The sequence below is a fragment of the uncultured Algoriphagus sp. genome, assembly GCF_963974365.1.
Classification (GTDB): domain Bacteria; phylum Bacteroidota; class Bacteroidia; order Cytophagales; family Cyclobacteriaceae; genus Algoriphagus.
In genome coordinates this window covers 51,084-66,416 of the sequence record NZ_CAXBBX010000009.1, presented here as the reverse complement: position 1 = coordinate 66,416, position 15,333 = coordinate 51,084, and the positions used below count along the sequence as shown (strand labels likewise).

The 15,333-nt window shown below is 41.1% G+C and carries 14 protein-coding genes; 10 read left to right on the top strand and 4 right to left on the bottom strand.

Annotation, left to right across the window (positions count from 1 at the left end; genetic code table 11):
* The first annotated feature begins 2 nt into the window (after positions 1 to 2).
* The 5 genes from AACZ87_RS13195 to AACZ87_RS13175 all read left to right on the top strand — a co-directional run bounded on the left by AACZ87_RS13195 (position 3) and on the right by AACZ87_RS13175 (position 4,870).
* On the top strand, positions 3 to 569 hold the full coding sequence (locus AACZ87_RS13195) for a nucleotide exchange factor GrpE (protein ID WP_339867832.1): 567 nt from the start codon (positions 3 to 5) through the stop codon (positions 567 to 569).
* Positions 570 to 573: 4 nt separating this feature from the next.
* On the top strand, positions 574 to 1,689 hold the full coding sequence (gene dnaJ / locus AACZ87_RS13190; RefSeq protein ID WP_339867830.1) for a molecular chaperone DnaJ: 1,116 nt from the start codon (positions 574 to 576) through the stop codon (positions 1,687 to 1,689).
* Between the two features lie 79 nt (positions 1,690 to 1,768).
* Positions 1,769 to 2,656 (top strand): hypothetical protein, encoded by an 888-nt coding sequence (locus AACZ87_RS13185; protein WP_339867829.1) that lies wholly within the window; start codon positions 1,769 to 1,771, stop codon positions 2,654 to 2,656.
* A 17-nt stretch (positions 2,657 to 2,673) separates the two neighbouring features.
* On the top strand, positions 2,674 to 3,567 hold the full coding sequence (locus tag AACZ87_RS13180; RefSeq protein WP_339867827.1) for an ATP-binding cassette domain-containing protein: 894 nt from the start codon (positions 2,674 to 2,676) through the stop codon (positions 3,565 to 3,567).
* Positions 3,560 to 4,870: an ABC transporter permease gene (locus AACZ87_RS13175; protein ID WP_339867826.1), complete on the top strand. Its 1,311-nt coding sequence runs from the start codon at positions 3,560 to 3,562 to the stop codon at positions 4,868 to 4,870. The genes AACZ87_RS13180 and AACZ87_RS13175 overlap by 8 nt, the downstream gene beginning before the upstream one ends.
* Before the next feature lie 180 nt (positions 4,871 to 5,050).
* Here AACZ87_RS13175 and AACZ87_RS13170 read toward each other — a convergent pair whose 3' ends face one another.
* Positions 5,051 to 5,521: a DNA starvation/stationary phase protection protein gene (locus tag AACZ87_RS13170; protein ID WP_283414672.1), complete on the bottom strand. Its 471-nt coding sequence runs from the start codon at positions 5,519 to 5,521 to the stop codon at positions 5,051 to 5,053.
* A gap of 238 nt (positions 5,522 to 5,759) precedes the next feature.
* On the opposite strand from AACZ87_RS13170, the gene AACZ87_RS13165 reads away from it, so the two are divergent.
* Both AACZ87_RS13165 and AACZ87_RS13160 read left to right on the top strand, forming a co-directional pair.
* Complete coding sequence (locus AACZ87_RS13165; RefSeq protein WP_283414671.1) at positions 5,760 to 6,995, top strand: ATP-binding protein; 1,236 nt, start codon at positions 5,760 to 5,762, stop codon at positions 6,993 to 6,995.
* Between the two features lie 343 nt (positions 6,996 to 7,338).
* Positions 7,339 to 8,919 carry a peptide chain release factor 3 gene (locus AACZ87_RS13160; protein WP_283414670.1) on the top strand — a complete coding sequence of 527 codons (1,581 nt, stop codon included), beginning with the start codon at positions 7,339 to 7,341 and terminating at the stop codon, positions 8,917 to 8,919.
* A gap of 43 nt (positions 8,920 to 8,962) precedes the next feature.
* Here AACZ87_RS13160 and AACZ87_RS13155 read toward each other — a convergent pair whose 3' ends face one another.
* The 3 genes from AACZ87_RS13155 to ade form a co-directional block, all read right to left on the bottom strand.
* Complete coding sequence (locus tag AACZ87_RS13155; protein ID WP_339867822.1) at positions 8,963 to 10,027, bottom strand: BF3164 family lipoprotein; 1,065 nt, start codon at positions 10,025 to 10,027, stop codon at positions 8,963 to 8,965.
* 82 nt (positions 10,028 to 10,109) lie between these two features.
* Positions 10,110 to 10,403 carry a hypothetical protein gene (locus AACZ87_RS13150; protein WP_339867820.1) on the bottom strand — a complete coding sequence of 98 codons (294 nt, stop codon included), beginning with the start codon at positions 10,401 to 10,403 and terminating at the stop codon, positions 10,110 to 10,112.
* 99 nt (positions 10,404 to 10,502) lie between these two features.
* Entirely contained in the window at positions 10,503 to 12,128 is a 1,626-nt protein-coding gene (ade, locus tag AACZ87_RS13145) for an adenine deaminase (protein WP_339867819.1), read from the bottom strand.
* Between the two features lie 129 nt (positions 12,129 to 12,257).
* Here ade and cmk point away from each other — a divergent pair, with 129 nt between their 5' ends.
* The 3 genes from cmk to AACZ87_RS13130 all read left to right on the top strand — a co-directional run bounded on the left by cmk (position 12,258) and on the right by AACZ87_RS13130 (position 15,328).
* A complete protein-coding gene (gene cmk, locus AACZ87_RS13140) occupies positions 12,258 to 12,962 on the top strand; it encodes a (d)CMP kinase (RefSeq protein ID WP_339867818.1) in 705 nt (234 codons plus the stop codon).
* A complete protein-coding gene (locus AACZ87_RS13135) occupies positions 12,946 to 13,842 on the top strand; it encodes a 4-hydroxy-3-methylbut-2-enyl diphosphate reductase (RefSeq protein WP_339867817.1) in 897 nt (298 codons plus the stop codon). The genes cmk and AACZ87_RS13135 overlap by 17 nt, the downstream gene beginning before the upstream one ends.
* Positions 13,843 to 13,975: 133 nt before the next feature.
* Positions 13,976 to 15,328: a Na(+)-translocating NADH-quinone reductase subunit A gene (locus AACZ87_RS13130; RefSeq protein WP_339867816.1), complete on the top strand. Its 1,353-nt coding sequence runs from the start codon at positions 13,976 to 13,978 to the stop codon at positions 15,326 to 15,328.
* Positions 15,329 to 15,333 lie beyond the last annotated feature (5 nt).

Here is a 15,333-nt window from a genome sequence, read left to right as displayed (position 1 = left end):
TTATGAATAATAAAGAACAAGTGGATCAAGAAATGAATCTTAAGGACGAGAATATCAACGAAGAAACAGTTGAAAACAATTCTTCTGAAGTTGATTTGGAAGGTAAAGAGCCTCAGTCAGAAGCTAGCAAGTTAGAATACGAAGTTGCAGACCTGAAAGATAAATACCTTCGCCTGTACTCAGATTTTGAAAACTACAGAAAAAGAACAGCTAAGGAACGATTGGATTTAATATCCACCGCTTCGGAGGAAGTGATAAAGGATCTGATTCCTGTAGTTGATAATTTCGAACGAGCTTTCAAAGCAAGTGAAAACGAAGAAGATGCTTCAAAAGTACGGGAAGGAAATCTTTTGATTTTCCAGATTTTAATGAGAGTGCTTGATAGCAAAGGGCTTAAGCCAATGTCTGACCTCGTTGGTAAGCCATTCGATCCAGAAACACAAGAGGCAATTACGCAAATCCCTGCACCGAGCGAAGAGCTGAAAGGAAAAGTTGTAGACGTGATCGAGAAAGGATATGTGTTAGGAGATAAAGTAGTACGCTACGCGAAAGTGGTGACAGGAGCATAATATTATGGCAAAAAGAGACTATTACGAAGTATTAGGAGTATCGAAGTCTGCATCAGCGGATGAAATAAAGAAGGCCTACAGGAAATTGGCGATTCAATATCACCCAGATAAGAATCCAGATAATCCTGAAGCCGAAGATAAATTCAAGGAAGCTGCAGAAGCTTACGAGGTTTTAAGTAATCCTGAGAAAAAGCAACGTTACGATCAATTTGGTCATCAAGGTGTTGGTGGAGCTGGAGGTTTTGGCGGCGGTGGAATGAACATGGATGACATCTTTTCCCAATTCGGCGATATTTTCGGCGGAGGAGGCGGAGGCGGTTTCGGTTCATTTTTCGGCGGAGGCGGCGGTGGCCGTCGCACCAAAAAAGGAACGAATCTTCGCGTAAAGATGAAGTTAACTCTTGCTGAGATTGCTAATGGCGTGGAGAAAAAGATTAAAGTGAAACGCCATCTTATAGCTGATGGAGTCACTTTCAAATCTTGTTCAGCATGCCAAGGATCTGGCCAGGTTAAGAAAGTAGTGAATACGATGTTGGGCCAAATGGTTTCAGCTAGCACCTGCGGTGTTTGTGGGGGAAGTGGTCAGATTGTAGATAAAAAACCTGCTGATGCTGACGCAAGAGGTCTAGTGGTGAAAGAGGAAGTGATTTCTATCAATATCCCTGGCGGGGTAGCTGAAGGAATGCAGCTAAGTATGTCTGGCAAAGGGAATGAGATTCCTGGTGGAATTGCCGGAGATCTTCTTATAGTTATAGAGGAAATTGAAGATAAAGTACTTCAACGTGATGGGAATAATGTGATCTATGATCTATACGTTTCCTTTGTAGATGCAGCACTTGGTGCTTCTATAGAGGTGCCAACCATAGAAGGAAAAGTAAAAATCAAAATTGAGCAAGGAACTCAAAGTGGTAAAATGCTCCGTTTGAAAGGAAAGGGTATTAAAGATATAAATGGATATACCAAAGGTGATCAATTGATCATGGTCAATGTGTGGACGCCTACCCATCTATCCAAAGATGAAAAAGAAGCGTTAGAAGGACTGAGATACTCAGACAACTTCAAACCAGATCCAGGAAACAGCGAGAAATCCTTCTTTGATAAAATGAAAGAGTTCTTTTAATACAATAAAGCCAGAAGCAATTCTGGCTTTTTTTATATTTTTAAAAAACCTTTTTAAAGTCGCCTCGTAACCTTACCGTATGCTTAAAAGATTGTGTCTGCTTTTTCTGATGATGATTGGATGGGTAGCTGTGGGTAAGGCGCAACTAGTCAAAGAGTTCAAGGCGACAGAAAAAGACGGTTTTGATATGGTTGCTTTGGAGTTCACCTCCTACAAGAGTACCACGCAGCTGAAGAGAACCAAATCTTCTGATCCTGTCTATATCCATGGGCATCTCGATCAAACGAATATCCTTCCGGTATTTTCTCAGAAAGTATCAAATAATATACTTCAGACCACATTGGTTCATAAGAACGTGGAGTCCGAAAATCTCGGTAAAAGTATCACATCCAAACTCTTTTCGGGATCTTCAGATGATTTTGATCACAGCTGGAATGTAGGTTTAAGTACCAATTATCTTTATCATCTAGATTTTAATTTGGGAATGGGCAAGTCAGACTTTGACCTTGCCAATCTAACCATCAGTCAGCTGAAAGTGAAAAGTGCCAGTGCTGATGTGGCTATCCGCTATAGTAGCGACTCTCCAAATCAAGTTCAGATGGATACCCTTTTGGTAACCCTAAATATGGGGACCGTAGTGGTAAATGATGCCAATTTCACCAATGCCAAGAGAATGATATTCGAAGTTAACTATGGCAAAATCGATTTGGATTTCTCAGATGGCATGCATAATGCCAGCCATATTATTGCTGCAGTTGGTGCAGGAACACTTCACGTGCGTTTGCCTTCTGACTCTTTTCCCATCAAAATAAAAATGAGAACTACGGCTATGTGTAAAACCTCCATGCCTAAGTATTTAAAGACTTTAGAAAAAGGGACTTACGTTACAAAAGGCTATAAACCCAATGATCCAAGACTGATGGAATTGATCATTGATGTAGGAGTGGGTTCTTTAACAGTGGAATAATTCCTATTTTTTCAGATATGCTAAAAATCGAAAAGCTTAATAAATCCTATGAGGCCAATAAGGCGCTAACAGATGTGGATTTAAATGTATCGGAAGGAGTGGTTTTTGGACTTCTCGGGCCTAATGGAGCGGGTAAAACCACGCTGATTCGGATTATCAATCAGATTATAGATAGCGATAGCGGTGAAGTTTACATTGGGGGTGAGCTTTTGGCACCTAAGCATATTGGACTGATTGGCTACTTGCCAGAAGAGCGTGGGCTTTATAAGAAAATGAAGGTCTGGGATCAGATGCTTTATTTCGCGAGATTAAAAGGACTTAGTCCTCATGAGGCTAAACTGAAGATCAAATACTGGCTGGAAAAGCTGGAAATGGAGACTTGGAAGGACAAGAAGATTGAAGATCTATCCAAAGGCATGGCGCAGAAAGTCCAGTTTATCTCCACAATAATTCATAATCCTCCGCTCTTGATCCTCGATGAACCTTTCTCAGGTTTTGATCCAGTAAATGCAGAAATTATCAAAAATGAGATTTTGGAACTCAAGGAGAAAGGCACCACAGTGATCCTCAGTACTCACAGAATGGAGTCTGTAGAGCTGCTGTGTGACCAGGTCGCAATGATCAATCGCTCGAAGAAAATCTTGGATGGTACAATCAAGCAGGTGAAATCCATCTATAGACCGGAAGTCTATACGATAACTCTTGATCACCTTACTAGAGATTTGCCGACAGAGTGGATATCCAAACAAGACGAAGGAAGCTACAGCTTTACGCTACCTCTTAGTGGGAAATTGCCAAATGAACTTCTCAATGAGTTAATGCAATATGGTCAAGTGAGCCAGTTTCAAGAACTGATTCCAAGTATGGAAGAAATTTTTATTCACCAGGTAAAGTCAACAGAAAATGGATAAAATCTGGTTAGTAATTCAGCGTGAATATGTCGCTCGAGTTAAAAAGAAATCGTTTTTGCTTGTCACCTTATTGACTCCTTTGATTTTCCCAGCCATCATGGGGATTTTCGTGTGGATCGCTTTAGAAGAGGAAGACAATCAAGCGCTGAGAATCATCGAGGTGGTAGATGACAATAAGCTGTTTTTCTTGGAAAGTTCTGAGCAGTATGCTTTTTCCTTTTCGGATATAAACTCTGAAGAAGCCAAGAAATTAGTACAGGATGGAGACCGTTACGGCTTTCTGCATATCCCTAAGTTTGATATAAAAGATCCAACGGGGATTTCTTTTTATGGAGAAGAAAATCCAAGTATGAGTCTGATCAGCTATTTGGAGAATAATCTGCGGAAGAAAATCGAGGAACAACGGCTTTTTGAAAGTGGAATTGATCCAAAAATTATAAATGATGTCCGGACAAAAGTGGCGATCAAATCCATTACGCTAGATGAAGAAGGGACAGAAACTGTAAGTGATGCAACTGTGAATTATGCGATTGGCTTTGTAGCTGGGATTTTGATTTACATGTTCATTTTCATCTATGGCAATCAGATTATGCAAGGTGTGATTGAAGAAAAGTCCAGTAGGATCGTGGAGATATTGGTTTCTTCACTCAAACCATTTCAGTTGATGCTGGGGAAAATCATTGGCATTGCTGGAGTAGGCTTAACTCAGCTTCTAATTTGGATCGTGCTAGTGGGAACGTTGACGACTATTGTGACGGGCTTTCTGGGGATGCAAATGCCCCAGCAACAGGCGATGGAATTGGCCAATCCTGAATTGGCTCAAGGACTAGCTCAAAACACAGAAATGGGTGAAATACTGCAAGTGATCGCAGGAATTAATTACATGCAGATAGCTTTAAGTTTTGTTTTTTACTTCTTGGGAGGGTACCTCTTATATGGAGCTTTGTTTGCTGCAATTGGATCTGCGGTGGATGCACCTTCGGACGCGCAGCAGTTTATGTTACCCGTGACTATTCCTTTGATTGTAGCCTACATGGGTTTGTTTGTTTTTGTACTGAATGATCCTACCAGCACTACGTCATTTTGGCTATCAGTAGTTCCGCTGACTTCGCCGATTGCGATGATGGGTAGGGTAAGTTATGGCGTGCCATTTTGGGAGCTAGCTTTATCTATGGGGCTTTTAATCGTTGGCTTTTTATTTACTACTTGGGTAGCGGGTAAGATCTACCGAATAGGAATTCTGATGCATGGAACAAAGCCAAGCTATAAGACACTTTGGAAGTGGATCAAGACGAATAATTGATAAGCTAAAATCTTAGTATTAAGTAGCAAGATAGAAATATCAAGGTGGTAGAGCTAAATACCAATAAATCAAGAGTCAGGAAAAAAGAGTCAAGAAGTAGCAATTTTTGATAGAAAAAAATCCCGATCAGTTGCTGGTCGGGATTTTAGTTTAGGCGTTATTGGGGGAAGATCATTCTTGTTATCTCAAATACGCAGAAAGCATCCATACTACTTTTTCTTTTGCAGTAATGTAGTCACTCATCAGGGAAGCAGTTCCCTCATCGCCTGATGCTCCTGCTGCTTCGAGGGTTTCTCTTTCGAGTTGCAAAAGGGTGTTCATATTTGACTTGATTATCTCCACCATTTTCATGGGATCCGTAATCTCTTTTGCCTCTTTGATAGAAGCGGTGTCAATGTATTCCTGATATGAAGAAAGTGGTCTGGCCCCTAAAGTCAAAATTCGTTCTGCAGTTTCGTCTACTGCCAAGTTCGCAGCATTGTAAAGTTCTTCAAATTTGGCATGAAGCTCAAAGAAATTTGGGCCTGATACATTCCAATGAAAATTCCTCAAATTCTGGTAGTAAATCTGATAATTAGCTAGTAGGTCATTAAGTTTTTCTACCAATACCTTACTTTCTTTGATTTCTAATCCAATGTCGTTCGTTTTCATATGCTTTTTGTTTGTTTTTCTAGTGTCATATGGAATCTCGCATGCGATATAACTATCCCGTTTTGTGATGCCGGAGGGATGCTCGATTTCATATTTAAGTTGTTTAATTTTCTCTGCTTGAATTAAAGTATAAATTTACTCCATAGGTCGATACCTTCCCAACTGATAAATTCTATCTTCAAGTCATACTATCTATGTGATTGGGAAGTTAGTAACGGTAGTAATTCAAGTTTGATTAATGAAAAAAAGATTTCAAGACCTTACCTCTTTAGATTTTTATACAAATAAGAAGCAAGTCAAATGGCTTGTCGTTGCGGCCTCTCTAATCATAGGAGCAGGTTCGATTTGGTATACTAATAGTCTGGTGGAGGAATTGCGCGAGCGGGAAAGGAGGCAGATCGAATTGCTGTCCAGTGCGCTGGAGTATGCAGCTACTACGATGGAGAATCTCACGTTTATCAATCAGGAGATCATCCAACAGAATTATTCCATTCCGATCATTATGGTGGATGATTCGGCCAATCCTATTGAATTTAGAAATATACCTTTTAAGAATAATGCAAGTGCTGCCGATTCTGCAGAAACGCTGCAAAAGGAGCTGGCAGAGATGCGAGCGGAGTACGAACCTATTTTGCTTCCAGAGGCAGATATTCTGGTTTATTACAGGAACTCTGAGTTGCTGATTAATCTAAAGTATTATCCTTACGTGCAATTAGGAATCATTCTGATTTTTGGGGTATTGGCTTATGCTCTTTTCAACCAAAGTAAAATTGCCGAGCAAAACCGCGTGTGGGCTGGTCTTACTAAAGAAACTGCACATCAATTGGGAACGCCGATCGCTTCTTTGATGGCTTGGATTGATTACCTGCGAAACTCTCCAGTCTGGGAGGAAAATAAGGAAATCATCACCGAAATGGATAAGGACGTGGTGAAGCTGAGGATGGTGACGGAGCGATTTAGCAGTATTGGCAGTAAGCCCGTGATCCAATCAGGGAATGTCTACGAAGCAATTGACGAAACAATTAATTACCTCCGTCCGAGAATATCTACCAAAGTGGATTTGAATATTCATGCAGACACTAAGGATCTCGATGCGATGATGAATAAGCCACTGTTTGAGTGGGTGATAGAAAATATCTGTAAAAATGCTGTAGATGCGATGAAGGGTAAAGGGCAGATTGATATTACCATTCTACAGGATAGTGATAAGTATGTGATTATAGATATCACAGACACCGGGAAGGGTATGGAAAAGCGAATGTACAAACGTGTATTTAATCCAGGATTCTCTACCCGTCAAAGAGGTTGGGGGCTGGGTTTGACACTCGCAAAAAGAATCGTGGAAGGATATCATGGCGGGAGGATTTTTGTCAAAAACTCAGAAGTTGGAGTAGGGACCACCTTTAGGATATTGCTGCACGGAAATCATGAAGGGGCCTCACAGTTTATAACCGAGGGAATCTTGGAGTATTAGGATTTACGATTGTTGAATTACGATTTACGAGGCAATTTGGACTTCATTCTTTACTTCCTACAGTAAACCCTTTCGATTTTTCAATGATGAATGTCGAATGAAGAATATCCAATGATGAAGTTTAGAGGGGTATGATCCTTTTCCTGTTGATTCTCTTTTCACTTTTCAAATATGTTCAAAATTGTAGATGGATTTTAACTCTATCGGGGATCTCGTAAATCGTATTTCGTAAATCTAAAATTTATCTGAAGCTCTCATTTTTTCTCCTAAGTGCGACTTTAAAATTGCGTCCTCATTTTTAGCGGTTTTTCCCTACCTTTGCAGCCTTAATTTGATGTCCCCCATGAGTTTGAAAGAAGAAATCCAGAAGCGTAGAACCTTTGCAATTATTGCTCACCCTGATGCAGGAAAGACTACTTTGACTGAAAAGTTGTTGCTTTTTGGTGGTGCGATACAGACAGCGGGTGCGGTGAAATCCAATAAAATCGACACAGGAACCAAGTCGGATTGGATGGCAATAGAGAAGCAAAGAGGGATTTCCGTGGCTACTTCTGTCATGGGCTTTGAATATAAAGACATCAAAATCAACCTGCTTGATACGCCTGGTCACCAAGATTTTGCTGAGGATACTTACCGCACATTGACGGCGGTCGATTCAGTTATCATGGTGATAGACTGTGTGAAAGGGGTGGAGATTCAGACGGAGAAACTGATGGAAGTTTGCCGGATGAGAAATACCCCAGTAATCTGCTTTATCAACAAACTCGATAGAGAGGGCCGTGATCCATACGAGCTGATTGAAGAAGTTGAGCAAAAGCTGAATATACAGTGCCGTCCGCTTTCCTGGCCTATCGGCATGGGAAAGACATTCAAAGGTGTTTACAATCTATTTGATCATAAGCTCAATCTATTCACCCCATCTCAACGAAAACTCAGCGATGTTCGCCAATCTTTTGAAGACGTGAATGATCCTGAATTGGAAGAATTAATCGGGAAAAACTACGCTAATCAGCTTCGTGAAGATGTGGAATTGATCGAGGGAGTATATCCTGATTTTGATCCAACAGAATATTTGGAAGGCAAAGTGGCACCGGTATTCTTTGGCTCAGCAGTGAATAACTTCGGCATCAATGAGATGTTGGATACGTTTATCAAAATTGCACCAGCACCGAAAAGCCGAAGAACCGAGGAACGTGAGGTGAAGCCTGATGAGAAGAAATTCTCTGGCTTTGTATTTAAGATTCACGCCAACATGGATCCAAATCACCGAAACAGGATTGCATTCTTGAGAATATGCTCAGGGACTTTTGAGCGGAACAAACCTTACAATCACGTGCGTGGACCAAAGCCATTGCGCTTTTCCAATGTGACTCAGTTTATGGCGCAGGATAAGGAAATGATAGATGAGGCATTCCCAGGTGATATTGTGGGATTGTACGATACGGGAAACCTGAAAATCGGGGATACGCTGACAGATGGAGAAGACATGCAGTTTGTTGGGATTCCGAGTTTCTCCCCGGAGATTTTCCGTGAGGTGGTGAACAAGGATGCCATGAAAACCAAGCAACTTGAGAAAGGCTTGAAGCAACTGATGGAAGAAGGAGTAGCGCAGCTTTTTACCTTCGATATGGGTTCTAGAAAAGTAGTCGGGACAGTCGGGCAGCTTCAGTTTGAAGTAATCCAGTTCCGATTGAAAAACGAATACAATGCCACGGTAGAGTTTCATCCTATGAACCTGTACAAAGCCTGCTGGATCACCAGCAAGGACAAGAAGCAGCTGGAGGAATTTGTCCGCTCCAAAAACCGTCACATTGCCCATGACAAAGACGGCAAGCTGGTCTTTATGGCCGAGTCAAAAGCCTGGCTTCAGATGGTAATGGATAACTATCCTGAGATAGAGTTTCACTTTACTTCGGATATTTGATAATAAACCCTCCAGATTTTTTGGAAACTGGAGGGGTTATACTTTATTCTCCACCTAGCTTGTAGCGAGTCAAGTTGGGCTTCCCGTTGTCATGATAGGATATTAGAAATTCATCATTTGGAGAAACTGCTATCTGATTTACTTCCTGATCAAGTAGAAATTTTTTAATTGGATTCCCATCCCAATCATATACCCATACTTGGTTTGAATATTTTTCCTCGCCTTGGTTTCGCGTTTTTCCTGAATAAAGCAGATAAATAAAATTGTCAGTAGTGCTGCTACTGATGAAGCCATTGATATTTTCATCAGTCATTACTGCGCTCATTGATTTCGGACTGTTTGAGCCTATGAAGTCAGGAGCTTCTCCTTCCATTCGGAATTTTAAAGTGATGTTGTTATTCTCTATTTCCAGAATGTCAAAAAATGGATTTGAACTATGAGTAAATAATATGCTCTTCCCACCAGGCTTGATCCTAAATTTTCCTTGCTGGGACATAGGGATTGAATTCGGTACAGATTTCATCTCTGCAGACAAGTAAGGATAATCAATAGCTAGTTCTTCATAACTCTGTTCACCTATTTTGAAAGAGGCATATTTTTTTTGAAAAATACCTGTTCCTATAAATAATGAGTCAGCTACCTTGACATAATTCATGAAATCGAATGCGATCTTTTCTATCCCATTATTGCAATTCGATTCCTCGGATTTATCAAATGACACCAACGACATCTCTTGATATCCGAAATTTGATTTGAGTACAAGTCCAATGTCATCAAAATTATTGGGCACTGCTTGTAAGTAAGTTGGAAACCCTATTTCACAGGGTCCTTCTCCTATTTTTCCGAGATCTCCTTCGAATTTTTCTTCCAAGATATTGAAGACCTTAAAGTAATATTCATCATCCTTATCAGCTATGACCATTTTGTCATTGATAATGATCATGTCCGACGATCTATTTATTTCATCAGATAGTGATAGGCGCTCTCCATTGTTTAGCGAAATGCTTTTGTCAAAACCTAAATCTGATTGCTCTCCAACTGACTTTTGAGAACAAGAGAAAAAGAACAAGTGAAATACTGAAAAAACTATTATGCCTCTTTTGTACATATTGAGATGGTAAGTGATCAGTGTGGGTGTTTAGTTTCAATATATGGGAAAATTCGGAATTGGACTCCGAAGTTTTCACTTATCAAATTACCATAAGCACAAGCAGCACTACGTTTATGATAACTCTAATCATGAAAGCCGTCATGTTTTTACGAAAGCCATTAATTTTTTCCTTGTGTTTGACGGTCTGAAAAAGGAAATAGCTTGAAACGGCAATCGTCAAGGAAACAACGATTATTAAAGGAATAGTCAAGAATTCCAGCGAATTCATTCTACTCACAAATACATTTAGGATAAAAGATATCATAGTCACCACAGATCCAATGGACTGGGCTTTCTGGATTCGATCTAGACTATTGACGTTCGTGTTTTTCATGATTAAATTCTTCACTTTTTTGAAAGGATCGAAGGAAAAGTGTCTTAGAGAGAGCTTCACTTTTTAGGCTACTTCTGTCTCCCGTCTTCTGTCTTCCGTCTATCCAAAAAACACCTCCTCAAACTCAAACTTCTGCCCATTAAACAATCCCTTGTCACTTAGCTTCAAATCTGGAATCACCAGTAAAGCCATAAAGCTTAATGTCATAAAAGGAGAGTTCAGCGTGGCTCCCATTTCCTTGGCAAGTTTATCGATGCTCGTGTAAGCAGCTGCTACTTCATACCCATCCGAAGCAGACATAATTCCTCCTACTGGAAGTGGAAGTATTCCTTCCTGATTTTCAGAAACGGCAGAAACTCCACCTTTTGCTTCGATTATTAGATTTACCGCTTTGCATATGGATTCGTCATCGATTCCTACCGCGATAATATTATGGGAGTCATGACCAACTGAGGAAGCGATGGCACCGGTTTTCAACCCAAAGTTCTTGATAAAAGCCACAGCTGGAGGAGCATCTTGGTAGCGGTTGACCACGGTGATTTTTAAGATGTCTCCGTCTGGATTCGATTCCGCAAAGCCGTCTTGGATGAGTATTTCACCGGAGATTTCCGGAGTGATTAATTGCCCATCCAAAGCTTCGATTACTCTTACTTTTGATCCATGGGCTTTGAGCTGAAAGTCTTCAGGGGTTTTCAGAGAAGTCTTAAAATTATTGATGACCTCATTTTTGATTGGCTGAATCAGCGTCTTTCCATTCTCCGCTACCTTCTCTCCATCTATATAAGTGCTGATAATTTTAAAATCTATCAAGTCTTTCACCAGAATAAAATCTGCAGGATCTCCCTCTCTCAATTGTCCTACATTCATGGAATAGTGAGCAATTGGATTTAAGCAAGCAGCTCGAAGAACATTGAACACATCTTTGCCTTTTGCGACAGCTCGAGCTGCTAGTTCATTGATATGAGAAATAGCTAGATTATCTGGATGCTTATCATCCGAGCAAAACATAATCATCTCAGGATAATCATCGATCAGGTCTATAAGGGCTTCGAAGTTTTTGGCAGCAGAACCCTCACGGATGGCGATTTTCATTCCCAGCTTTAATTTCCCCAAAGCCTCCTCAGCCGTAAAGCATTCATGATCGGTGCTAGGGCCAGCGCTTACATATTTTTCAGCCAATTCGCCTTTTAGTCCTGGCGCATGTCCATCGATAGGTTTACCGTATTTCTTTGAGATTCGGATTTTCTCCATCACCTGCTCATCTCGATTCACCGTTCCAGGCCAGTTCATCATTTCTGCTAGGTAATGAATCTCTGGGCGGGACATCAGGTTTTCAATGTCAGCGGCATTGATTTCTCCACCCGTTGTTTCAAAAGGTGTGGCAGGAACACAAGAGGGTGCGCCGAAGTAAAATTTAAAAGGAACCTGTTTCCCATTCTCGATCATGTATTCCACGCCTTCCATTCCACAGACATTGGCGATTTCGTGCGGATCGGAGACTGTTGCTAGAGTTCCATGAACTACGGCAAGTCTGGCAAATTCGGAAGGTACAAGCATGGAACTCTCTACATGTACATGCGCGTCGATGAACCCAGGCATCAAATAAGGCAAAGAAGAATCTTCATCTATTTTTTCCAGCTTTACTATTTTTCCATGGGCTACACTGAGAGAAACAGCATAAATTTCACGGTTTGGAATGTCTACGAATTGACCTAGGATTTGCATAAAAATGTGGGAGAAATTAATTGGAGAGAATCTGTATAAGCGATTCGATTCCAAGGTTTGGGGATTGGTTTAGATTAAAACTACTATATTTGCGCAGTAATAAAAAAACGAATTAAGCGGGTTTTTTGAATGAATAAAATCGTCATCGCCATCGATGGATATTCGGGATGTGGGAAGAGCTCCACTGCCAAAGCAGTTGCAAAGGATTTGGGATATACTTACATCGATTCCGGAGCTATGTATAGAGCGGCGACGCTACACTTTTTGAACAACTTCCTTTCTCCAGCCAATCCACATGATGTGGAAAAGGGACTGAAATCACTAGAAATTTCTTTTCACCTCAATCCGGATACGCTCAAGCAAGAGACTTATTTGAACGGATTGAATGTGGAAAAGGAGATCCGTACTATGCGGATTTCAAATAAAGTGAGTGAAATCGCGACTGTAGCTGCCATCAGAAAAGAGCTTGTTGCGCAGCAGCAACGACTTGGAAAGAAAAAAGGGGTTGTCATGGATGGTCGAGATATCGGCTCAGTTGTATTTCCTGATGCAGACCTGAAAATATTTATGACTGCGGATTTGGATACCCGTTCAGTTAGACGTCAGGAAGAGTTGTTGGAGAAAGGCGAGTTGGTTGAATTGGAGGCAATTAAAACCAATTTGGCCGAAAGAGATCGCGTAGATTCTTCCCGTGCGGAAAGTCCGCTCAAGAAAATGCCAGATGCAGTGGAGGTAGATACAAGTAACATTACCTTTGCTGAGCAAGTGGGGAAAATTGTCCATGCAGCAAGACAGATTATAGATAAAAAAGAGAGCTATGCAGGTAACCATTGATAAAAACTCTGGGTACTGCTTCGGCGTCGAATTTGCCATCAAAATGGCAGAGGACGAGATGGAGCAAAGCGACCAGCTGTATTGCCTAGGTGATATTGTGCATAATGATATGGAGGTTTCGCGTCTTAGCGCGAAAGGCCTAGTAGTGATCGACCGTGAGCAACTTTCAGAATTGCATGATTGCAAGGTGTTGATTCGCGCACATGGCGAACCGCCTGAGACCTATAGAACGGCTATAGAAAACAATATTGAACTAATTGATGCTTCTTGCCCAGTAGTATTGAAGCTCCAGCATCGGGTGAAAAGTGCCTTTGATAAAATGGAGCGTGAGGAAGGTCAGATTGTCATTTATGGCAAAAAAGGCCATGCTGAAGTGATCGGATTGACAGGTCAGACGCTGGAAAAAGCTATTGTAGTGATGGAAGATTCTGATTTGGAAAAGATAGATTTTACCAGACCAGTGACGTTGTTCAGTCAGACAACTAAAAGTACCAAGGGATTCTACGAAATTTCTCAAAAGATTGAGGATAGAATCCAGGCCGCTAAGCAAGAGCTTACTCGAGAGACGTTCAATGCAAATGATTCGATTTGTCGGCAGGTGTCCAATCGTGAGCCGCAGCTACATCGTTTTTCCCAGGAAAATGATGTGATCTTATTTGTGTCTGGGAAAAAAAGCTCCAATGGAAAAGCCTTGTATCAAGTATGCCTGGCGGAAAACGAGAGAAGTTACTTCATCGAAAATGAGTCAGAAATTAACCCAAACTGGTTCCAAAAAGATGAGAAAGTAGGGATTTGTGGAGCGACATCTACGCCTATGTGGTTGATGGAGCAAGTGAAATCCTACGTAGAATCACTCGAAGAAGGAGTGCTTTCAGTTTAAAATAGAGTTATTTAAAAACTTAGGAAGCCATTCTTCCAAAAGTTCAAACATTAAAGTTCATATACCCTCAAATTAAAAAGGTTATTTATTAGATTTGGGGCGTTTTTCAAAAGCTCATAGTTCAAAAACAGATATGTCTAAAATAGTGAAGCTTAAGAAAGGTTTTGACATCAATATGGTGGGAAAGGCTAAGCAAGAGCTTGCTGATTTCGCCCCGGCGCAAACCTTCGCAATTAAGCCGACAGACTTTATCGGGCTCCAGCGCCCTAAAGTTCTTGTCAATGAAGGAGATACCGTAAAGGCAGGTACTCCAATCCTGATCGACAAAGCATTGGATCAAGTAATTTATGCGGCTCCTGTTTCCGGCAAAATTGTCGAAGTGAAGCGTGGGGATCGCAGGAAATTGCTTGAAATCAGTATTTTGGCGGATGCTACCATCGTCCTCGAGCAACTAGGTGCTGTAAATATTGCTTCTCTGGATAGAGATGCTTTGGCAGCAAAACTGGCAGCGAGTGGTGTTTGGCCAAACATCATCCAAAGACCTTATGGTATAGTCGCAAATCCAGCGGATACTCCAAAGAGTATTTTCATATCTGCTTTTGATACGCATCCATTGGCTCCAGACTATGCTTTCGCATTGCAGGGCCAAGAGAAATATCTTCAGGCAGGAATTGAAGCTTTGGCTAAACTGACAAGTGGCAAAGTTCACTTGAACGTGGATGGTTCTAAATCCACTCCAGCTCCATTTGCAGATTTGAAAGGTGCCCAAGTGAACAAGTTCTCTGGTCCACATCCAGCAGGTAATGTCGGCGTACAGATTCATCACGTTGACCCTATCAATAAAGGTGAGATTGTATGGACTGTCACTCCTTATGGAGTAGCGCAGATCGGTAAGTTCATTTTGGAAGGTGTGTACGATGCTTCTAAAGTCATCGCGGTAACCGGATCCGAATTGACTAAAGCAGCTTATGTGAAAACCTACAGTGGAGCTAATGTCTCTACTTTTGTAAAAGGAAACCTTAATTCAGGACACGTTAGAGTGGTTTCTGGGAATGTGCTTACCGGAGAGAAAATTTCTCTGGAAGGTTTCGTTGGTTTCTACCATAACCAAATCACCGTGATCCCAGAAGGTGATTACTATGAATTTATGGGTTGGGCAAAGCCTACCACCCGATTGAGCTATCATAGAGCACTTGGATTGCTTTCCTTCCTTTCTCCGAAAAAAGAGCATGTGATGGATTCCAATGCACGTGGTGAGGAGAGAGCATTTGTACAGACTGGTGTTTTTGAATCAGTAACGCCAATGGATATTCTGCCGGTTTATCTTTTGAAAGCCATTATGGCGGAAGATTTTGATGAAATCGAAGAATTGGGGATCTATGAGATCGTGGAAGAAGATTTAGCTCTTTGCGAGTTTGTGGATGTGTCAAAGCATCCTGTGCAGGAGTTGGTGAGAAAAGGAATTGAATTAATCCAATACAGTTAATCCAT